Here is a 20,509-nt window from a genome sequence, read left to right on the forward strand (position 1 = left end):
GATATGAATGCTCCATTTAGCTACTCTTCCCCCACGCTCAGCGTTGAGGCGTTGAAGCACTCCATCGCCTATAAGCTGATGTTTACCATTGGGAAAGATCCCGTTATAGCCAACAAGCATGAGTGGCTGAACGCCACGCTGTTTGCGGTGCGTGACCGTATGGTCGAACGCTGGCTGCGCTCCAACCGCGCCCAGCTTTCGCAGGAGACGCGTCAGGTCTATTACCTGTCGATGGAGTTTCTGATTGGTCGCACCCTCTCCAATGCGCTGTTATCGCTCGGTATTTATGACGACGTAAAAAACGCCCTGGAAGAGATGGGGCTGGATTTAGAAGAGCTGATTGACGAAGAGAACGACCCGGGGCTGGGTAACGGTGGTCTCGGGCGTCTTGCCGCCTGTTTCCTCGACTCGCTGGCGACGCTGGCGCTGCCGGGGCGCGGGTACGGTATTCGCTACGACTACGGCATGTTCAAGCAGAACATCGTGGATGGCCGTCAGAAAGAGTCCCCGGACTACTGGCTGGAGTACGGTAACCCGTGGGAGTTCAAGCGCCACAATACGCGCTACAAGGTGCGTTTTGGCGGGCGTATTCAGCAGGAAGGAAAAAAATCCCGCTGGGTGGAAACCGAAGAGATCCTCGCCGTGGCCTATGACCAGATCATTCCCGGCTACGACACCGATGCGACCAATACCCTGCGCCTGTGGAATGCGCAGGCCAGTAGCGAGATCAACCTGGGTAAATTTAACCAGGGCGACTACTTCGCGGCGGTGGAAGATAAAAACCACTCCGAGAATGTGTCACGCGTCCTGTATCCGGATGACTCAACCTACTCCGGCCGCGAGCTGCGTCTGCGTCAGGAGTATTTCCTCGTCTCGGCAACGATTCAGGATATTCTCAGCCGTCATTATCAGCTGCACAAAACCTATGCGAATCTGGCGGAGAAAACCGCCATTCACCTCAACGACACCCATCCGGTGCTGTCGATCCCTGAACTGATGCGCCTGCTGATTGACGAGCATAAGTTCAGCTGGGATGACGCGTTTGAAGTCACCTGCCAGGTGTTCTCGTACACCAACCACACGCTGATGAGTGAAGCGCTGGAGACGTGGCCGGTGGATATGCTCGGCAAAATTCTGCCGCGCCACCTGCAAATCATCTTCGAGATCAACGACTACTTCCTCAAGACCTTGCAGGAGCAGTACCCGAACGATACCGGCCTGCTGAGCCGCGCCTCGATCATTGATGAATCCAATGGTCGTCGCGTACGCATGGCCTGGCTGGCGGTGGTGATCAGCCACAAGGTGAACGGCGTGTCAGAGCTGCACTCGAACCTGATGGTGCAGTCGCTGTTTGCAGACTTCGCGAAGATCTTCCCGACGCGTTTCTGCAACGTGACCAACGGCGTCACCCCGCGCCGCTGGCTGGCGCTGGCGAACCAGCCGCTCTCCGATGTGCTGGATGAGAACATTGGCCGCACCTGGCGCACCGATTTGAGCCAGCTGAGCGAGCTTGAGCAGCACATTGATTTCCCGACGGTGAACAAAGCGGTGCGGGAAGCCAAACTGTTGAACAAGAAACGTCTGTCGGTCTGGCTGGCGCTGCATCTGAACGTGGTGGCGAACCCGAAAGCGCTGTTCGACGTGCAGATCAAACGCATCCACGAGTACAAGCGTCAGCTGATGAACGTCCTGCACGTCATTACCCACTACAACCGCATCAAGGCTGACCCGACGGCAGAGTGGGTGCCGCGCGTGAAAATCTTTGCCGGTAAGGCGGCGTCCGCGTACTACATGGCGAAGCACATTATTCATCTCATCAACGATGTGGCGAAGGTGGTGAACCACGATCCGGACATTGGCGATAAGCTGAAGGTGGTGTTTATCCCGAACTACAGCGTCAGCCTGGCGCAGCTGATTATTCCGGCGGCGGATCTCTCTGAGCAGATTTCCACGGCGGGGACGGAAGCATCCGGTACCAGCAACATGAAGTTTGCCCTGAACGGCGCGCTGACTATCGGCACGCTGGACGGCGCAAATGTTGAGATGCTGGAGCATGTGGGCGCGGAGAATATCTTTATCTTCGGGAATACGGCGGAAGAGGTGGAGGCGCTGCGCAAGCAGGGCTACTCGCCGCGTGAGTATTATGAAGAAGATGAAGAGTTACGCCAGGTGCTGACGCAAATCGCCACCGGGGTGTTTAACCCTGAGGAGCCTGGACGCTATCGTGACCTGGTGGATTCGCTGATTAACTTTGGCGATCACTATCAGGTGCTGGCGGATTACCGCAGCTATGTGGATTGTCAGGATAAGGTGGACGAACTGTACCGTCAGCCGGAGAAGTGGACCAGCGCCGCGATGCATAACATCGCCAACATGGGGTATTTCTCGTCGGACAGGACCATCAAGGAGTATGCCGAGAATATCTGGCATATTGATCCGGTGAGGTTGTAAAACAACGCCCGGTGGCGCTGCGCTTACCGGGCCTACTCGATCCTGTAGGCCGGGTAAGGCGGAGCCACCACCCGGCTTTTTTCAATTACGACGCCAGCGAAAGCTCACGCTTTCCCGCATGTTGCGCCAGCCACTGCGCCACGCGAGACTGCTGCTCGGCGTTAAGCCACATACCTTCTTTCGTACGACGCCAGATGGCATCGTCCAGACGGCGTACCCATTCGTGTGCCACCAGATAGCGCAGCTCCGCTTCGTACAGCTCATGGCCAAAATGCTCGCCCAGATCGGCAATCTCTTTCGCGCCGCCGAGGAACAGTTCGGTATTGCTGCCGTAGGTGCGGGCATAGTGGCGCGCCATCCCTTCGGTGATGAACGGGAAGCGGCGGCGCAGCTTCGCGGCATAATCGTCGCGGTTACCGCCGATATCGCCGCCAGGCAGCACGGCGCCTTTGGTCCATGCCGGTCCGATGCCTTTGTAATACGGCGCCAGTTTCTCCAGCGCGTGCTCCGCCAGTTTGCGGTAGGTGGTGAGCTTACCGCCAAACACCGACAGCAGCGGCGCCTGACCGTCCACGTCATGAATATCGAGCGTATAGTCGCGGGTGATGGCCTGCGGTGAGTCAGACTCGTCATCGCACAGCGGACGCACGCCGGAGTAAGTCCAGACCACGTCATCGCGCGCCAGCTGTTTCTTAAAGTGCGCGTTGTACACTTTCAGCAGATAGCTGACTTCACTCTCGTCGATCTCAACGTTTTTCGGATCGCCTTTGTACTCCACGTCGGTGGTGCCGATGATGGAGAACTCGTCCATCCACGGGATCACAAACACGATGCGCTTATCTTCGTTTTGCAGGATATAAGCCTGCTTCTGGGTGTGCACACGCGGCACCACAATGTGGCTGCCCTTGATCAGGCGGATGCCGTAAGGTGAAGGCAGGTGCATACCGTCATCGAAGAACTGTTTCACCCACGGGCCGGTGGCGTTCACCAGTCCGCGCGCTTTCCAGCTAAACTTCTCGCCGGTATCCACGTCTTCCGCTTCCACAATCCACAGGCCGTTTTCGCGGCGTGCGGCGGTTGCGCGGGTACGGGTTTTCACCTCGCCGCCTTTCTTCTCGACCATCTGGGCGTTAGCCAGCACCAGACGCGCATCGTCCACCCAGCAGTCGGAATATTCGAAACCGCGCACGATTTCAGGCTTAAGAACCGATTCTGAGCCAAAACGCAAACCGGTCGAACCCGGCAGGCTGGTGCGTTTACCCAGATGATCGTACATAAACAGACCAATGCGGATCATCCACGCCGGACGCAGGTGCGGGCGGTGAGGCAGGCGGAAGCGCATCGGGATCGCCAGATGCGGGGCCATGTTCAGCAGCACTTCGCGTTCGGCCAGCGCTTCGCTGACCAGGCGGAATTCGTAGTGTTCCAGGTAGCGCAGGCCACCGTGGATCAGCTTGGAGCTGGCGGACGACGTCGCGCAGGCGAGATCGTTAGCTTCCAGCATCAGCACGGATAAACCGCGTCCTGCGGCATCAACCGCAATACCGGCACCGTTGATGCCACCGCCTATCACAATCAGATCTTTGGTTTCCATAACACCCTCATGCACTTTCGTTAAAGCTCAAAAATGTTCGATATCGCTCATAATAGCAAAGGAACGCGCTTTTGGTAACATCAAAAAAACAATTTAGAGTGATATGGATAACATAATGGCGTTTACCCGCCGCCAGGACGTACACTACGGGGTAAAATCGTGTCGTTGACCACTGTAAAGAGAACACCATGGATCAGTTTGAATGTATTAATGTAGAAGAAGCCCATCAGAAGATGCACCAGGGAACAGCGGTGCTGGTGGATATCCGCGATCCGCAGAGCTTTGCGATGGGCCACACGCCGGGCGCGTTCCATCTCACCAACGACTCATTGGGCGCGTTTATGCGCGATAACGACTTCGACACCCCGGTGATGGTCATGTGCTATCACGGCAACAGCAGTAAAGGCGCGGCGCAGTATCTGCTTCAGCAGGGTTACGAGGCGGTGTACAGCGTCGATGGCGGCTTCGATGCCTGGCATCGTCATTTCCCGGCAGAAGTTGAATACGCGTTTGAGCGCTGATCCCGCTATACTGTCCCCTTTTGTGTGGAAATAAGCGACCGCTGCCCATGTTGATGATCACCTCTTTTAGCAACCCGCGCGTCGCCCAGGCGTTTGTCGACTATATGGCGACGCAGGGCATTATCCTGACTATTCAGCAGCATACACAGACGGATGTCTGGCTGGCGGACGAAACCCAGGCCAGCCGCGTGAATGCTGAACTGGCGCGTTTTCTGGAAAACCCGGGCGACCCGCGTTATCTGGCGGCAAGCTGGCAATCCGGGCAGACCGACAGTGGCCTGCACTATCAACGTTTTCCTTTCCTCGCCACCCTCCGCGAGCGCGCAGGGCCGTTTACGCTGTTGCTGATGGCGGCCTGCATCATCGTCTTCATTATTATGAGCGTGGTGGGCGACCAGAGCGTGATGATTGCCCTCGCATGGCCGTACGATCCCTCCCTGCAATTTGACGTCTGGCGCTACTTCACGCATGCGCTGATGCACTTCTCGGTGATGCATATCCTCTTTAACCTGCTGTGGTGGTGGTATCTTGGCGGTATCGTTGAGAAGCGGCTCGGCAGCGGCAAGCTGATTGTTATCACCCTTATCAGCGCCCTGTTGAGCGGCTACGTACAGCACAAATTCAGCGGCCCGTGGTTTGGCGGGTTATCCGGCGTGGTATACGCCCTGATGGGTTACGCCTGGCTCAGAGGCGAGCGCGACCCGGAAAGCGGCATCTATTTACAACGTGGATTAATAACCTTTGCGTTAATATGGCTTATTGCCGGATGGTTTGATCTGTTTGGTATGTCTATCGCCAATGGTGCGCACGTTACCGGCCTGGCGGTCGGGCTGGCGATGGCGCTTGCCGATACGCTCCATGCGCGAAAACGAACATAATTCCCAGGGATATTTCATGAAACAAACACAACGTCATGACGCCATTATCGAACTGGTAAAAAAACAGGGATACGTCAGCACTGAAGAGCTGGTGGAGCAGTTTGCCGTCAGCCCGCAAACCATCCGTCGTGACCTCAACGATCTGGCCGATCAGAACCGTATTCTGCGTCACCACGGCGGCGCGGCGCTGCCGTCCAGCTCGGTGAACACCTCGTGGCACGACCGTAAAGCGACGCAAACGGCAGAGAAAGAGCGCATAGCCCGTAAAGTGGCGAGCCAGATCCCGAACGGCGCGACGCTGTTTATTGATATCGGCACCACGCCGGAAGCGGTCGCTCATGCCCTGCTGAACCACGAGAACCTGCGCGTGGTGACCAACAACCTGAACGTGGCCAACACCTTGATGCAGAAAGATGATTTCCGCATCATCCTCGCGGGGGGCGAACTGCGTAGCCGCGACGGGGGCATTATCGGCGAAGCGACGCTCGATTTTATCTCTCAGTTCCGCCTCGACTTCGGCATTCTGGGGATCAGCGGCATCGACACCGACGGCTCGCTGCTGGAGTTCGATTACCACGAGGTGCGCACCAAGCGCGCAATTATTGAGAACTCGCGCCACGTGATGCTGGTGGTGGATCACTCCAAGTTTGGTCGTAACGCGATGGTGAACATGGGCAGCATCAGCATGGTGGATGCGCTCTACACCGACGTGATGCCGCCAGCGGGCGTGATGCAGGTGATTAAAGATAATAATTTGCAGTTAGAGTTGTGTTGAAAAGCTTTTCACCCTCTCCCCGTGGGAGAGGGCCGGGGTGAGGGCATCAGACCGCAGAGGAATTACACCCCATACCCCATCATCTTCAACAGCTGCTGCGCATGCTGCACCGCGTCCTGACGGTGCGCCACGCCCAGCTTCTGATACAGATTGCGAATGTGCGTTTTGATGGTGGTTGCCGCCACCGCCAGTTCACCGGCAATCTGCTCGTTGCTGTAGCCGGAATAGATCAGCCCCAGCACCTGCCATTCACGCTGGGTGAGCGGGCTGGTGCGGATAAGCTCCGGCACTTCCGGATGATTCAGCAGACGTTCCACGAAGTTCTCATCGAAGTGCGCAAACTTGTGGCGGTGGTGCTGGTTGATCTCACGCAGGATCCGCTGGGCGCGATGCTGATCCAGCTCTGGCAGCGTGTTGAGCTGAATCAGCTGGCGCAACTGCTGGGCCATCACTTCGCCTTCAATCACAAAGTGGCTGATAAACCCGGTGCGGTTCGCCAGCTGCAAGGCTTCCAGCAGCACGCGCTGGGCATCGTTTTTACGTCCCGCCTGCCAGTAAAGCTGGTTTAACAGCAGCAGGTTGCGGTTCAGGTCGCTCATCAGACGCAGGCTACGGGCGTTTTCGTTCAGTTCTTCCAGCACGATCTCGGCAGGCTCGAAGTCACCCAGCAGGATCTGCACGCGGGCGATGTTGCGCCACTGGCTTTGCAGGAAGTGGTTATTGGCAAATTCGGGTTTAGGCGTATGACGCAGCCAGTTGGCGGCGGACTTTTTATCGCCGGTCATCTGCCAGTAAATCACCCGGACCTTATCGGCGTTGGAAACCCAGTCGCTATGGTACTGCCCGTTGCCAAGCAGGTTTTCCAGGCGGTTAAGGTGATTGCGGGCATTATCCAGGTCGCCGCGCGCCAGCGAGCACTGCACCAGCAGGGCCAGACACTGTAATTGCTGTTGCGGCTGGAAGCTCGAAAGCACATTCAGACCCTGACGGGCGCAGCTTTCTGCTTCATCCAGACGCGACCATGCCCACAGCAGCTGAGCGCGAATACGCAACAGGAACTCGTGCATCGGCAGCTGTTCCAGATGCTGTTCACGGATCAGCTGGAACGCTTTCTCCTGGTTTTCCCAGGCGGCTTGCAGGAACCCCTGAGCAAATAAAATCTCGCTTTGCTGGATCAGACTCCACAGGGCGTAATGCCACACATCGTGGCGGCGCGCCATCTGTTCGGTTTGCTGCATGAGTGAAAGCGAACGCGTGAGGTCGCCCTTACAGTGCAGCACTTCGCCGTGCACCGAGGTGGCCACAATGCGGCTGTAAAAATTCGCCAGCGGCAACTCATCCAGCGCGACCATCGCCAGCCGTTCGGCTTCATCCGGGTCGCCGTCGTTAATCGCCACCTGCGCACGCAGGGCGTTGAATTCGCCATGCAGGGTGGTATCCATCTCGCTTTCCATCTCCTGCTCGGCGCGCGCCAGCAGGGTGTTCACTTCGCTGTAGCGATGCTGGCTCTGCATCAGCCAGGCCTGGAGCAGCACCAGACGCGGGTTTTCCAGCAGGCTCTCCCACGGCAGCGCTTTCAATGACTCTTCCAGCAGCGTCAGTTCGCTATGGTTGAACAGACCCCATGCGTGGTTGAGCAGAATATCGCGCAGCATACTGGCATCCCCGGCGGCCAGCGCATGGTGGATAGCCTCGCTCGGGAAACCTTGCGCCATCCAGCTTTCGGCGGCGGCGCGGTGAATGTCGGGCAGCTCTGCGGCCAGCTCCCACTGGCAACGCTGACGCAGGAAACTGCCAAACAGCGGATGGTAGCTAAACCATTCGCCGTGATCGTCCATGCGCGTCAGGAACAGGCCCTGACGTTCAATCTCTTCAAGCTGAAGCTGCCCGTTTTCAATGCCGGTGACGCGCACAATCAGCGCATCGTTCATGGAGCGCAACAGGGAGCTTTTCAGCAGGAAATGGCGGGTGGAGAGGTCAACGCTGTCGAGAACTTCATCCACCAGATAATCCGACAGGTGGCTGGCGTTGATGCCCGCCAGGCGGCGCGCGGACTGATGCGTCGGGCTGTTGTTTTGCCGGGCGGAAAGGGCAATCAGCTGTAGCGCCGTGGCCCAGCCTGCAACGTCATCGCACAGGCGGCTGCTTTCTGACGCCTCAATCGGCGAAGTCAGGCGGCAGTCAAAGAACTGTTTCGCTTCCTGATGGGTAAAGGCCAGCTGCTGGCTGCCGATTTCCAGCAGCTGATCGCGCACGCGCAGGTTGGCAATGCCCAGCTGTGGAAGGTTACGCGACAGGACAACCAGCGTCAGGTTTTCCGGCTGATGGCGCAGGAAGAAACGCATGGACTCATGAATAACCGGGTTGGTGATCAGATGATAATCATCAATCACCACATACAGCGGGCGATGCCATTCGGCCAGCTCGATAAACAGCTGGGAGAAAAGAGAGGACAGGCTGGCGTACTGGCGCTTTTGCACCATCACCTCGCTGGTGACGCAGTGTCCGTTGGTGGCCTGCTGAATTGCGGCAATTAAATAGCTGGCAAAACGCTCCTGCTGGTTATCACCTTCATCCAGCGAGTACCAGCCAAGATCGCTTTTGCCTGCCGCCCATTGCGAAATGAGCGTTGTTTTTCCATAACCCGCAGGACTCGTAACCAGCGCCAGTCGGAAATTATGCGCACCGGAAAGTTTAGCCAGCAGGCGCTCGCGGACCACAGTATGGTCAAGACGAACCGGGCGACTTAATTTGGACGGAATCAACATAGTTTTCACTTCACTGTGGGGAACGAGAGAATTTATTTTTTTTGCGCTTCGTAATTAATATCTATAAGTTCGGCCAATAGAGGAACTATTGCAAGTTATGTCTGGGTTTGGAGGCTCTGAATTTGCACTCTGTCACAAAACATTCGCATCGCTGATGGAACTTTTTGTAAATGGCTGGATGCCGCGCTGCTGCTGGCTTGTCTGCATAAGGCACGGTTGCGCTGAAACTGGTTTCAGAAAGAGATAATGACGCTGAAGTTAATAAACTTTGGGAAAGTTGCACAGGCTTAATAGTGGTGCTGAATAATCCCGACGCGCGGAAATATTATTCTACGTAAGTAATCATTTCAGCGAGGATTAATTTCCATCGAAACGGCATTTCATTTCTTTGACACCCTTCCGGGATATCTTTTTTTACCAGGCGCATACTCACACAGTGGCCTCGATCACACTTTTATGCTCATCCCCGCTACTCCTCCCTGCCTAATCCCCGGCAGGAGGAGGAAGAGGCGCAATGAGCCAGGCACACTAGCGCCAAATGTGTTTTCTCTCTACAGGATGCCGATTCCCTATGTCACAGCCTACTTTCAACAAAGCTCAATTTCAGGCTGCCCTGACGCGTCAGTGGCAGCGTTTTGGCCTTCATGCTGCAAACGAGATGACGCCTCACCAGTGGTGGCAGGCGGTGAGCGGGGCGCTCGCAGAGCAGCTGGACGCTCAGCCTGTGGCGAAGCCTGTTAAGGGCCAGCGCCACGTCAACTACATTTCGATGGAGTTCCTGATTGGCCGTCTGACGGGCAACAATCTGCTGAACCTTGGCTGGTATCAGGACGTCGGTGACGTGCTGAAAGAGCACGACATCAACCTGACCGATCTGCTGGAAGAAGAGATTGACCCGGCGCTGGGTAACGGCGGTCTGGGACGTCTGGCGGCCTGTTTCCTGGATTCCATGGCAACGGTGGGCCAGTCGGCCATTGGCTATGGCCTGAACTATCAGTACGGCCTGTTCCGTCAGTCGTTTGCCGACGGCCATCAGATGGAAGCGCCGGATGACTGGCACCGTAACACCTACCCGTGGTTCCGCCACAACGCGCAGCTGGATGTGCAGGTGGGCATTGGCGGGAAAGTCACGAAGCAGGGACTTTGGGAACCGGCGTTCACCCTCACTGGCGAAGCCTGGGATCTGCCGGTGCTCGGCTACCGTAACGGCGTGGCGCAGCCGCTGCGTCTGTGGCAGGCGAAGCACGCACATCCGTTTAACCTGACCAAATTTAACGACGGCGATTTCCTGCGCGCCGAGCAGCAGGGTATCGACGCCGAGAAGCTGACCAAAGTCCTCTACCCGAACGACAACCACCTGGCGGGTAAGAAGCTGCGCCTGATGCAGCAGTACTTCCAGTGCGCCTGCTCCGTGGCGGACATTCTGCGTCGCCATCACCTGGCGGGTCGCACGCTGGCGCAGCTGCCGGACTTCGAAGTGATCCAGCTGAACGACACGCACCCGACCATTGCCATCCCTGAACTGCTGCGCGTGCTGATCGACGAGCATCAGCTAAGCTGGGACGATGCCTGGGCCATCACCAGCCGCACCTTCGCCTACACCAACCACACCCTGATGCCAGAAGCGCTGGAGTGCTGGGATGAAAAGCTGGTGAAAACGCTGCTGCCGCGCCATATGCAGATCATCAACAAGATTAACGACCAGTTTAAAACCCTGGTGGAGAAAACCTGGCCGGGCGACAAAGCCGTCTGGGCGAAGCTGGCCGTGGTACACAACAAACAGGTGCGCATGGCGAACATGTGCGTGGTCAGCGGCTTTGCCGTTAACGGCGTGGCGGCGCTGCACTCGGATCTGGTGGTGAAAGATCTGTTCCCGGAATACCACCAGCTGTGGCCGACCAAATTCCATAACGTGACCAACGGCATCACGCCGCGTCGCTGGATCAAACAGTGCAACCCGCTGCTGGCTGGCCTGCTGGACAAGACCCTGAAGAAAGAGTGGGCCAACGATCTGGACCAGCTGATCAACCTGGAAAAACAGGCCGACGACGCGAAGTTCCGCGAGCAGTACCGCGCCATTAAGCTGGAGAACAAAGTGCGTCTGGCGGAGTTTGTGAAAGTGCGTACCGGAATTGAAATTAACCCGAACGCGATTTTCGATATCCAGATCAAACGCCTGCACGAGTACAAACGTCAGCACCTGAACCTGCTGCACATTCTGGCGCTGTACAAAGAGATCCGCGAGAACCCGCAGGCCGACCGCGTGCCGCGCGTGTTCCTGTTCGGTGCGAAAGCGGCGCCGGGCTACTACCTGGCGAAAAATATTATCCTCGCCATTAATAAGGTGGCGGCGGCGATCAATAACGATCCGAAAGTGGGCGACAAGCTGAAGGTGGTGTTCCTGCCGGATTACTGCGTCTCTGCGGCGGAAATGCTGATCCCGGCGGCGGATATTTCCGAGCAGATCTCTACCGCCGGTAAAGAAGCCTCCGGTACCGGCAACATGAAGCTGGCGCTCAACGGCGCGCTGACCGTCGGCACGCTGGACGGTGCGAACGTAGAAATCGCGGAGAAGGTCGGCGAAGAGAACATCTTTATCTTCGGCCATACTGTTGAAGAAGTGAAAGCCATCAAAGCCAAGGGCTACGACCCGGTGAAATGGCGTAAAAAAGACAAAGTGCTGGATGCGGTGCTGAAAGAGCTGGAAAGCGGGAAGTACAGCGACGGCGACAAGCACGCGTTTGACCAGATGCTGCACAGCATGGACAAACAGGGCGGCGACCCGTACCTGGTGATGGCAGACTTCACCGCTTACGTTGAAGCGCAGAAGCAGGTGGACGTGCTCTATCGCGACCAGGATGCCTGGACCCGCGCGTGTATCCTGAACACCGCGCGCTGCGGCATGTTCAGCTCTGACCGCTCAATCCGTGATTATCAGGCCCGTATCTGGCAGGCAAAACGCTAAGGAAGCGCGATGGAGAGTAAACGTCTGGACAGTGCCGCGCAGGCGGCGGGAATTAGCCTCAGTTACATCAATGCGCACGGCAAACCGCAGTCTATTGGTGCGGACACCAAAAGACGTTTGCTCGATGCGATGCACAAAACCGACGCGAAAGCGTCGGTTGCCCCGGTGCCAAACGTGAAGGTCTTTACCGCGGGTAAAAAGATGTCGCTGGCGGTAGAAGGGCGCGGTGAGTTCAGCTGGCTGCTCACCACCGAAGAGGGGCATCAGCACAAAGGCCATGCCACCGGCGGCAAAACGTTCACCCTTCCGGCGAAACTGCCGGAGGGGTATCACAGCCTGACGCTCACTCAGGACGAACAGCGTTTTCACTGTCGGGTGATCGTCGCGCCGAAGCGCTGCTATGAGCCGCAGGCACTGCTTGAAGGCAAAAAGCTGTGGGGGGCCTGCGTGCAGCTCTATACGCTGCGTTCGGACAGCAACTGGGGCATCGGTGATTTTGGCGATCTGAAGAAGATGCTGGCATCTGTTGGTGAGCGCGGCGGCGCGTTTATCGGCCTCAACCCGATCCACGCCCTCTATCCGGCCAACCCGGAAAGCGCCAGCCCGTACAGCCCGTCTTCGCGCCGTTGGCTGAATGTAATTTACATCGACGTTAACGCGTTAGACGATTTCAAAAACAGCAAAGAGGCGCAGGCCTGGTGGAAGCTTGAGACCACCCAGCAGATGCTGAAACAGGCCCGCGATGCGGACTGGGTCGATTATGCCTCCGTGACCGCGCTGAAAATGGCGGCGCTGCGTCTGGCGTGGAAAGGCTTTGCGAAGCGCGATGACGAGCAGATGGCGGCCTTCCGCCAGTTTGTGATGCAGGAAGGTGAGAGTCTTTACTGGCAGGCAGCGTTTGACGCGCTGCATGCGTATCAGGTGCAGGAGGACGAGATGCGCTGGGGCTGGCCGGTGTGGCCGGAAGCCTATCAGTCCGTTGATACCCCGGAAGTGAAGGCGTTCTGTAAGACGCATGCCGACGAGGTGGATTTCTATCTCTGGTTGCAGTGGCTGGCCTACAGCCAGTTTGCCGCCTGCTGGCAGGTGAGCCAGGGCTATAAGATGCCGATCGGCCTGTATCGCGATCTGGCCGTTGGCGTGGCGGAAGGCGGAGCGGAAACCTGGTGTGACCGTGAACTTTACTGCCTGAAAGCTTCCGTCGGTGCGCCACCGGATATCCTTGGCCCGCTTGGTCAGAACTGGGGCTTGCCGCCGATGGATCCGCACGTGATGGCGGCGCGTGCCTACGAGCCGTTTATCGACCTGCTGCGCGCGAATATGCAGAACTGCGGCGCGTTGCGTATCGACCACGTGATGTCCGTGCTGCGCCTGTGGTGGATCCCGTACGGTGAAACCGCCGACCACGGGGCGTACGTGCAGTATCCGGTGGACGATCTGCTCTCAATTCTTGCGCTGGAGAGTAAGCGTCATCAGTGCATGGTGATTGGCGAAGATCTCGGTACCGTGCCGGTGGAAATTGTCAGCAAGCTCCGCGACAGCGGGGTTTACTCCTACAAAGTGCTCTATTTTGAAAACGACCATGAGAAAACCTTCCGCGCGCCGAAAGCGTACCCTGAACAGTCAATGGCAGTCGCGACGACGCATGATCTTCCTACGCTCCGGGGCTACTGGGAAAGCGGCGACCTGACGCTTGGTAAAACGCTGGGGCTGTATCCTGATGAAGAGGTTCTGCGCGGGCTGTATCAGGATCGCGAGCTGGCGAAGCAGGGGCTGCTGGATGCGCTGCATAAGCATGGCTGTCTGCCGAAGCGCGCCGGGCATAAGGCGTCATTGATGTCGATGACGCCAACGCTTAACCGTGGCTTACAGCGCTATATTGCCGACAGCAACAGCGCGTTACTCGGCCTGCAACCGGAAGACTGGATAGATATGGCGGAGCCGGTAAACATTCCCGGCACCAGCTATCAGTACAAAAACTGGCGACGCAAGCTGTCCACAACGCTTGAAGCGATGTTTGCCGATGATGGGGTGAACAGGCTGATTAAGGATTTGGACAAGCGCAGAAGGGCGGTGGGTAAGAAGCCGTAATTTGCCCCTCACCCTGGCTCTCTCCCCAAAGGGGAGAGGGAATCGAATGTAGGCCGGGTAAGCGTCAGCGCCACCCGGCTTTTTTACATCAAACCACCATATTCAACAGCAGCACCCCGACCAGGCCGCACACCGAAATAATGGTTTCCAGCGCGGACCAGGACTTGATGGTTTCACCGATGGTCAGGTTGAAGTACTCCTTGAACAGCCAGAAGCCCGGATCGTTCACGTGAGAGAAAATCACGCTACCGGAACCGACCGCGATAACCATCAGTTCAGGGCTGACGCCGGTGGTGGCAATCAGCGGCGCAACAATACCGCCCGCGGTAATCGCTGCAACGGTCGCAGAACCCAGCGCAATACGCAGCACCGCGGCAATAGACCAGGCCATCAGGAGCGGCGATACGTTGGTTTCATGCATCATGGCGGCGATGTATTTGTCCACGCCGCTGTCGACCAGCACCTGCTTGAACGCGCCGCCGCCGCCGATGATCAGCAGCATCATGGCAATGATTTTGATGGAAGAGGTCAGCGTGTCGTTGATCTGATCCATGGAACGACCACGGTTAAGACCGAAGGTGAACATGGCGATCAGAACCGCAATCAGCGTTGCCATCACCGGGTCGCCCAGGAACTCCGCAACGGACAGGAACGCGTGGCCTTTCGGCAGAACCATTTCTGCTATGGCACGCATCGCCATCAGGATCACCGGCACCAGTGAAGTCCAGACGCTGACGCCAAAGCCAGGCATCTCTTCTTCGGTGAAGGTTTTGGCGCTGTACAGCCCTTCCGGGATAGGCTTATCGATGCCTTTCAGGAAGCGGGCATAAATAGGACCAGCCAGAATTACCGTTGGGATCGCCAGAATCGTACCGAACAGCAGGGTTTTACCCATATCGGCGTGGAAGATGGTGGCGATAGCCGTTGGACCCGGGTGCGGTGGCAGGAAGCCGTGGGTGACGGACAGCGCCGCAGCCATTGGCACACCCACGAACAGCAGCGGGATGTTGGCGGCAGCGGCGATGGTGAACACCAGCGGCAGCATCAGGACGAAGCCCACTTCATAGAACAGCGCAAAACCGACGGTAAAACCGGTTAACACGACTGCCCATTGAATGTTCTTCTTGCCAAATTTCTCGATCAGCGTGGTGGCAATACGCTGTGCGCCACCGCAGTCCGCGAGCATTTTACCGAGCATGGCGCCGAAGCCCATGATCAGCGCCAGGCTGCCGAGCGTACCGCCGACACCGGCTTTAATGGAGCTGATAACTTTAACCAGCGGCATTCCCTGCATCAGACCGACTGCAAGTGCCACCAGAACCAGAGCGATAAATCCGTTCATTTTGAAGCGGATCATCAAGAGCAGTAATAACACAACACCGATAGCGACGATGACTAATGGCATGATTGACCTGGCCTTTGAATTGTTATGGGTAACGTCATTGTTTCAACGACAAATTCCGGTTGTCCCAACTGGGAACAGAGTGTTAACGGCACTCATACTGATGCCTGCGAAAACATTAAGTTTAGTCGGCTGTTATAAGGGTGTTGAGTGCCCACGAGAATGATACGGGTAACATGCGGTGATTGAGAATCACCCAGGGAGGCAAAATTTGAATTATGAGACGCAGGTCAACATATAGAGGGGGGCGGCGGGAAAATAAATGCCGGGTGGCGGCTACGCCTTATCCGGCCTACGATTCGGATGCAGAAACGGTTTTGTAGGCCCGGTAAGCGCAGCGCCACCGGGCAATACAGACGGGCACCGGATTAATAGTAAGAGTGCTCGCCGCGCTGGTGCTCGGTCAGATCGCGCACGCCTTTCAGTTCCGGGAATTCGTTCAGCAGCTGCTTCTCGATCCCTTCTTTCAGGGTCACATCGACCATGGAGCAGCCGTTACAGCCGCCGCCGAATTGCAGGATCGCCAGACCATCTTCGGTGATTTCCATCAGGGAAACACGTCCACCGTGGCCAGCCAGCTGCGGGTTGATCTGCGATTGCAGCAGATACTCCACACGCTCCATCAGCGGGGCATCGTCAGAGACTTTACGCATCTTCGCGTTTGGCGCTTTCAGCGTCAGCTGAGAACCCAGCTGGTCGGTGACGAAATCAATCTCCGCATCTTCAAGATACGGCGCGCTCAGCTCATCAACGTACGCGGTGAGCTGTTCAAATTTAAGGGCAGTGTCAGTTGCTTCCACAGCATCCGGAGGACAATAAGAGACACCACATTCTGCATTCGGAGTGCCTGGATTGATCACAAACACGCGGATCTGCGTCCCTTCTTCCTGATTTGCCAGCAGTTTGGCAAAGTGCGCTTGTGCAGAATCGGAAATACGGATCATAGCTTTGGCCTAATAGTTGACTAAATTACCTGGGTATAATCATACGCCCATTGGAGAAGGGCTACAAGGTACGGCACAGACACCATACCTGAACAGACGCGGCGCCGCTTTGCAAAAGCAGTCGGGAAAGTTCAGCCACGGTACTGCCCGTGGTGACGACATCATCCACAATCGCGATATGGAGGCCGTTGACCGGCAATTCAAGGCGAAAGGCGTTTTTCAGGTTCCTTTTGCGCGACCGGGCGTTAAGGCGGTGCTGAACGGCAGTGGCATGAATGCGTTTCAGCGCAGAGGCTGGATACCGGCAACCCAGCCAGTGGGCGAGCGGACGGCAGAGCAGGTCGCTTTGATTGTATCCGCGTCGCCAGTGGCGGCGCTGAAACAGTGGCACGTTCACGAGCGTGTCGACCTGCGGCAGTCCGCGCGTTCTTCGCGCCTGCAATACCGCCAGTAATAACAGGCGTGCCAGCGGCTGCGCCAGTGCAGTCTGACTGGAAAACTTGAACTGATGAACCAGACGACTCAGCGGCAAAACGTAGTCATCCACCGCCACCAGCGCGCTCCACGGCGGCGCTTTTTTAAGGCATCGGCCGCAGGGCAGCGTCTGGCTTACGGCAGGCAAGCCGCATTGCGGACAGCCCTTCAGGTCACCCAGCGCTCGCGTGCAAACGGAACAGATGCCCCACGCGCTCAGCGTAAGTGGCATTCGGCATAGCCAGCACAAGCCGGGCACTGTTAGCATACGCAACCTCCATGTGAAAAAAGAGAACGTTAACTGATGAAGACGCTGTGGTGGCAGACCGTTGGCACGGGAAATTGTCATCTTGTGCTGCTGCACGGATGGGGACTGAACGCGGAAGTGTGGCGTTGCATAAGTGAGGAACTGGCCTCGCAATTCACGCTACATCTGGTGGATCTACCGGGGTATGGCCGTAGCCACGGCTATGGCGCGATGACGCTCAACGACATGGCGGAGCAGGTTCTGGAAGCGGCGCCGCAAAAAGCCGTCTGGCTCGGCTGGAGCCTGGGCGGGCTGGTGGCAAGCCAGATTGCGCTGCGTCATCCTGAGCGGGTACAGGCGTTGATCACCGTTGCCTCATCACCCTGTTTCAGCGCCCGCGAGGCGTGGCCGGGCATCAAACCCGAGGTGCTCGCCGGGTTCCAGCACCAGCTGAGCGAAGACTTCCAGCGTACGGTGGAGCGTTTCCTGGCATTACAGACGATGGGAACAGAAACCGCCCGTCAGGACGCGCGGACGCTGAAGCAGACGGTGCTTTCTCTACCGATGCCGGAAGTTGAGGTGCTGAACGGAGGGCTGGAGATCCTGAAAATGGTCGATCTGCGCGAGCCGCTGGCGTCGCTGACGGTGCCGCATCTGCGTGTTTATGGCTATCTGGATGGACTGGTCCCGCGCAAGGTGGTCCCGCTGCTGGATGCGTTGTGGCCGGAGAGTAAATCGCTGGTGGTTGCCAAAGCGGCCCATGCGCCATTCATCTCTCATCCTGCTGAGTTTTGTTCGGCGCTGTCCGGTTTTATTAGCGAAGCGTCCACCACTCCCTGAGACAGGCTTTTCCTTCCGGGCAACGCTTACAACTGCCGGACAGACAACCGTCCGGCTCTTCCTGAATGCGCACGGCTTTCCCCATGGCCTCCAGCCTTTCCAGCATGGCATCGATCATCGGCTGCGGCGTATGCAGGCTGAGGCTGAGCTGCTTCGCCTCCATTCGCCCCTGCAACGCCAGTAAATCACGAACCTGAATCAACGATGCCATGTTCTTTTCCCCTTAGTGACAGTCGCCCGCAGGACTGCTACAGCAGGTTGTCGGGGTTTTGCGCGTTGCCAGCAGGTTAACGTTAACGCGGCTACGCGCCCGGCGCAGCAGGCCAATCACCATCACGTTAAACAGGATCACCGCCAGAATACAGACCAGGCTGTAGCGCGGATGTTGACTGTAATTGACGGCCTGATAAAACACGGTCGCCAGCGAGTAGGCAATGTTCAGCCCCCACAGAATGGAGAAGCCCATCCAGCCGCGGCTGGACTCACGGGCAATGGCGCCCATGACCGAGATGCACGGAATATAGAGCAGGACGAAGATCAGGTAGCTGTAGGCCGCTGACGCGCTGCCAAATTTCTGGCCCATCACGCCCATTGCCCCGGTCGCCATTTCGCCGTCGCCTTTGCTGGCTTCAATCGGGTTCGCCAGTACGCTCAGGCTGAAGGTGTCTTTCAAGCTCTGCCAGGTCTCTTCCACCGCGCCGAGCAGTTCATCCCCGAGGTGGAACGCAGCCGGATTAAACTCCTCTTCCTGAATGTTTTCCGCGGTGTAAAGCGTGTTCAGGGTGCCGACAACCACCTCTTTTGCCATTGCGCCGGTAAACAGGCCCACGGTTGCCTGCCAGTTGTCTTCCTGCACGCCAATCGGTTTGAAGACCGGCGTAATGACGCGGCTGACGGAGGCAAGGGCAGAGTCATTAATGTTGTCCGCGGCCTGGCCGCTCAGGGTGAAGCTGTTCAGGGCGCTCAGGAAAATACTGACCACCACAATCACCTTACCGGCACGCAGAACGAAGCCCTTCAGGCGCTGCCAGGTCTGAATGATCAGGCTTTTGAGATGCGGAACGTGATAAACCGGCAGTTCCATCACGAACGGCGACGCTTCGCCACGCATGATGGTGTGCTTCAGCATCAGGCCGGTGAGAATAGCCATCACGATACCCAGCACATACAGGGAGAAGACGGCCAGCGCCCCTTCCTGACCAAAGAACGCCGCGGCAAAGACCGCGAAGATCGCCAGTCGCGCGCCGCAGGACATGAACGGCGCCATCATGATGGTCATCAGGCGTTCGCGCGGGGCATCCAGCGTACGCGCGCCCATGACTGACGGCACGTTACAGCCGAAACCAACAATCAGCGGCACGAAGGATTTGCCCGGCAGCCCCAGCGCCTGCATCAGGCGGTCCATCACGAAGGCGGCGCGCGCCATGTAACCGGAATCTTCGAGGAAGGAGAGGAACAGGTACATCATGCCGATCTGCGGTACCAGCGGCAGGACGGTGTTGATCCCGCCGCCGATCCCCTGCGCAAGGAAGATGGTCAACCATTCCGGGAAGTGGAGGGTGTAGCCCAGCCACTGAATGCCGTGCACGAAAATAGCGACAGAGCCGCCATCAAAGATGGGTTGTAATGCGCCGCCGATGTTAATGGCGAGCAGGAACATCACGTACATCACCAGTAAAAAGATCGGCAAACCGAGGAAGCGGTTGAGCACAATCTTATCCACGGCGGCGGTGAAGCGGCTGGGTTCAGCGGTTAATGCATTGCTGACCACGTCACAGATTGCGGCGATGGCCTGATAGCGCGCATCCGCAATGTGCAGGGCCGGGTCATCCAGCTCATCGCTCAGGCGAGCCTGTGCGACGTCCAGCTTATCCGCCGCATCGCCTGCATAGGCGCGGCTGTAGATATCGCCTTCCAGCATTTGCAGACCAAGCCACAGGCGTTGTCTGGCGGGCATGCTGTTATCCATCTCCTGCGCCAGTTGTCTGGCTTCGCGCAGCAGCGGCTGGGCGTAGTGGACCAGTTCGATGTCGGCATTGCCCGTGTGGCGGTCAATCGCCAGCTTCAGGGCGTCAATGCCGCGCGCGCGGGTAGAAACCAGCGGCACCACCGGGCAGCCCAGACGGGCGGAGAGGGCATCGACGTCGATGCGCAGCTTTTGCTTCTCGGCGATGTCGAGCATGTTCAGCGCCACGATGCAGGGAATACCCAGCTCCAGCAGCTGTAACGTGAGATACAGATTGCGTTCGAGATTGGAGGCATCCACCACGTTGATGAGCAGATCCGCGTCCCCGCTCAGAATATAGTGGCAGGCAATCTGCTCATCGAGAGAGGTCTGGGAGGAAATTGTGGTGAGTGAATAGGTCCCCGGTAAATCAACCAGCGTGACCTGATTGTCTGTCGTGGTGAACTGGCCTTCTTTGCGTTCAACCGTCACGCCTGCCCAATTTCCCACACGCTGGCGTGCGCCGGTTAACTGATTAAATAAGGTTGTCTTGCCGGAATTTGGATTGCCAATTAAGCCAATAGTTAATTTTTTCATTGTAGTAGACTCACTGA

Annotated in this window: 14 protein-coding genes; 7 read left to right on the forward strand and 7 right to left on the reverse strand. The window is 57.4% G+C overall.

The features are described from left to right. The first annotated feature begins 3 nt into the window (after positions 1–3). The gene (gene glgP, locus BH712_RS19325; protein ID WP_006812256.1) at positions 4–2,451 is read left to right on the forward strand and encodes a glycogen phosphorylase; all 2,448 of its coding nucleotides are present in this window, start codon (positions 4–6) and stop codon (positions 2,449–2,451) included. An 85-nt stretch (positions 2,452–2,536) separates the two neighbouring features. On the opposite strand, the gene glpD is transcribed toward glgP, so the two are convergent. Next, the gene (gene glpD, locus BH712_RS19330; RefSeq protein ID WP_006812255.1) at positions 2,537–4,045 is read right to left on the reverse strand and encodes a glycerol-3-phosphate dehydrogenase; all 1,509 of its coding nucleotides are present in this window, start codon (positions 4,043–4,045) and stop codon (positions 2,537–2,539) included. Positions 4,046–4,233: 188 nt separating this feature from the next. Here glpD and glpE point away from each other — a divergent pair, with 188 nt between their 5' ends. From glpE to BH712_RS19350, 3 genes are read left to right on the forward strand one after another with little or no spacing between them, the layout of a single operon-like run. Beyond that, positions 4,234–4,566, forward strand: coding sequence for a thiosulfate sulfurtransferase GlpE (glpE, locus tag BH712_RS19340; RefSeq protein ID WP_006812253.1), 333 nt, complete (start codon positions 4,234–4,236; stop codon positions 4,564–4,566). Between the two features lie 47 nt (positions 4,567–4,613). After that, entirely contained in the window at positions 4,614–5,444 is an 831-nt protein-coding gene (gene glpG, locus BH712_RS19345; protein ID WP_006812252.1) for a rhomboid family intramembrane serine protease GlpG, read from the forward strand. Between the two features lie 16 nt (positions 5,445–5,460). Continuing rightward, complete coding sequence (locus tag BH712_RS19350) at positions 5,461–6,219, forward strand: DeoR/GlpR family transcriptional regulator (protein ID WP_000815090.1); 759 nt, start codon at positions 5,461–5,463, stop codon at positions 6,217–6,219. Positions 6,220–6,281: 62 nt separating this feature from the next. On the opposite strand, the gene malT is transcribed toward BH712_RS19350, so the two are convergent. Further along, positions 6,282–8,987 carry an HTH-type transcriptional regulator MalT gene (gene malT, locus BH712_RS19355; protein WP_006812250.1) on the reverse strand — a complete coding sequence of 902 codons (2,706 nt, stop codon included), beginning with the start codon at positions 8,985–8,987 and terminating at the stop codon, positions 6,282–6,284. A 571-nt stretch (positions 8,988–9,558) separates the two neighbouring features. On the opposite strand from malT, the gene malP reads away from it, so the two are divergent. Next, entirely contained in the window at positions 9,559–11,952 is a 2,394-nt protein-coding gene (malP, locus tag BH712_RS19360; RefSeq protein ID WP_006812249.1) for a maltodextrin phosphorylase, read from the forward strand. Between the two features lie 9 nt (positions 11,953–11,961). Next, a complete protein-coding gene (gene malQ / locus BH712_RS19365) occupies positions 11,962–14,043 on the forward strand; it encodes a 4-alpha-glucanotransferase (RefSeq protein WP_006812248.1) in 2,082 nt (693 codons plus the stop codon). Between the two features lie 88 nt (positions 14,044–14,131). Here the strand turns inward: malQ and gntT are convergent, their stop codons facing one another. The 3 genes from gntT to gntX all read right to left on the reverse strand — a co-directional run bounded on the left by gntT (position 14,132) and on the right by gntX (position 17,131). Then, positions 14,132–15,448 carry a gluconate transporter gene (gene gntT, locus BH712_RS19370; protein WP_006812247.1) on the reverse strand — a complete coding sequence of 439 codons (1,317 nt, stop codon included), beginning with the start codon at positions 15,446–15,448 and terminating at the stop codon, positions 14,132–14,134. Positions 15,449–15,813: 365 nt separating this feature from the next. Continuing rightward, positions 15,814–16,389: a Fe-S biogenesis protein NfuA gene (gene nfuA, locus BH712_RS19375; RefSeq protein ID WP_003861601.1), complete on the reverse strand. Its 576-nt coding sequence runs from the start codon at positions 16,387–16,389 to the stop codon at positions 15,814–15,816. 61 nt (positions 16,390–16,450) lie between these two features. Beyond that, positions 16,451–17,131 (reverse strand): DNA utilization protein GntX, encoded by a 681-nt coding sequence (gntX, locus tag BH712_RS19380; RefSeq protein WP_032674085.1) that lies wholly within the window; start codon positions 17,129–17,131, stop codon positions 16,451–16,453. A 36-nt stretch (positions 17,132–17,167) separates the two neighbouring features. Between gntX and bioH the strand changes: the two genes are divergently transcribed. Continuing rightward, on the forward strand, positions 17,168–17,950 hold the full coding sequence (gene bioH, locus BH712_RS19385) for a pimeloyl-ACP methyl ester esterase BioH (protein ID WP_006812245.1): 783 nt from the start codon (positions 17,168–17,170) through the stop codon (positions 17,948–17,950). On the opposite strand, the gene feoC is transcribed toward bioH, so the two are convergent. After that, on the reverse strand, positions 17,925–18,161 hold the full coding sequence (feoC, locus tag BH712_RS19390) for a [Fe-S]-dependent transcriptional repressor FeoC (protein WP_000157581.1): 237 nt from the start codon (positions 18,159–18,161) through the stop codon (positions 17,925–17,927). The two genes, bioH and feoC, sit on opposite strands and share 26 nt — an antisense overlap. A gap of 12 nt (positions 18,162–18,173) precedes the next feature. Then, a complete protein-coding gene (gene feoB / locus BH712_RS19395) occupies positions 18,174–20,492 on the reverse strand; it encodes a Fe(2+) transporter permease subunit FeoB (protein ID WP_006812244.1) in 2,319 nt (772 codons plus the stop codon). Positions 20,493–20,509: the final 17 nt, after the last annotated feature.

Source organism: Enterobacter hormaechei ATCC 49162, assembly GCF_001875655.1.
Taxonomy (GTDB): domain Bacteria; phylum Pseudomonadota; class Gammaproteobacteria; order Enterobacterales; family Enterobacteriaceae; genus Enterobacter; species Enterobacter hormaechei.

What these genes read in the sequence shown, in the direction of transcription:
- glgP (WP_006812256.1), top strand. Translation starts at nt 4, where the DNA reads ATGAATGCTCCATTTAGCTACTCTTCCCCCACGCTCAGCGTTGAGGCG.
- glpD (WP_006812255.1), bottom strand. Translation starts at nt 4,045, where the DNA reads ATGGAAACCAAAGATCTGATTGTGATAGGCGGTGGCATCAACGGTGCC.
- glpE (WP_006812253.1), top strand. Translation starts at nt 4,234, where the DNA reads ATGGATCAGTTTGAATGTATTAATGTAGAAGAAGCCCATCAGAAGATG.
- glpG (WP_006812252.1), top strand. Translation starts at nt 4,614, where the DNA reads ATGTTGATGATCACCTCTTTTAGCAACCCGCGCGTCGCCCAGGCGTTT.
- BH712_RS19350 (WP_000815090.1), top strand. Translation starts at nt 5,461, where the DNA reads ATGAAACAAACACAACGTCATGACGCCATTATCGAACTGGTAAAAAAA.
- malT (WP_006812250.1), bottom strand. Translation starts at nt 8,987, where the DNA reads ATGTTGATTCCGTCCAAATTAAGTCGCCCGGTTCGTCTTGACCATACT.
- malP (WP_006812249.1), top strand. Translation starts at nt 9,559, where the DNA reads ATGTCACAGCCTACTTTCAACAAAGCTCAATTTCAGGCTGCCCTGACG.
- malQ (WP_006812248.1), top strand. Translation starts at nt 11,962, where the DNA reads ATGGAGAGTAAACGTCTGGACAGTGCCGCGCAGGCGGCGGGAATTAGC.
- gntT (WP_006812247.1), bottom strand. Translation starts at nt 15,448, where the DNA reads ATGCCATTAGTCATCGTCGCTATCGGTGTTGTGTTATTACTGCTCTTG.
- nfuA (WP_003861601.1), bottom strand. Translation starts at nt 16,389, where the DNA reads ATGATCCGTATTTCCGATTCTGCACAAGCGCACTTTGCCAAACTGCTG.
- gntX (WP_032674085.1), bottom strand. Translation starts at nt 17,131, where the DNA reads ATGCTAACAGTGCCCGGCTTGTGCTGGCTATGCCGAATGCCACTTACG.
- bioH (WP_006812245.1), top strand. Translation starts at nt 17,168, where the DNA reads ATGAAGACGCTGTGGTGGCAGACCGTTGGCACGGGAAATTGTCATCTT.
- feoC (WP_000157581.1), bottom strand. Translation starts at nt 18,161, where the DNA reads ATGGCATCGTTGATTCAGGTTCGTGATTTACTGGCGTTGCAGGGGCGA.
- feoB (WP_006812244.1), bottom strand. Translation starts at nt 20,492, where the DNA reads ATGAAAAAATTAACTATTGGCTTAATTGGCAATCCAAATTCCGGCAAG.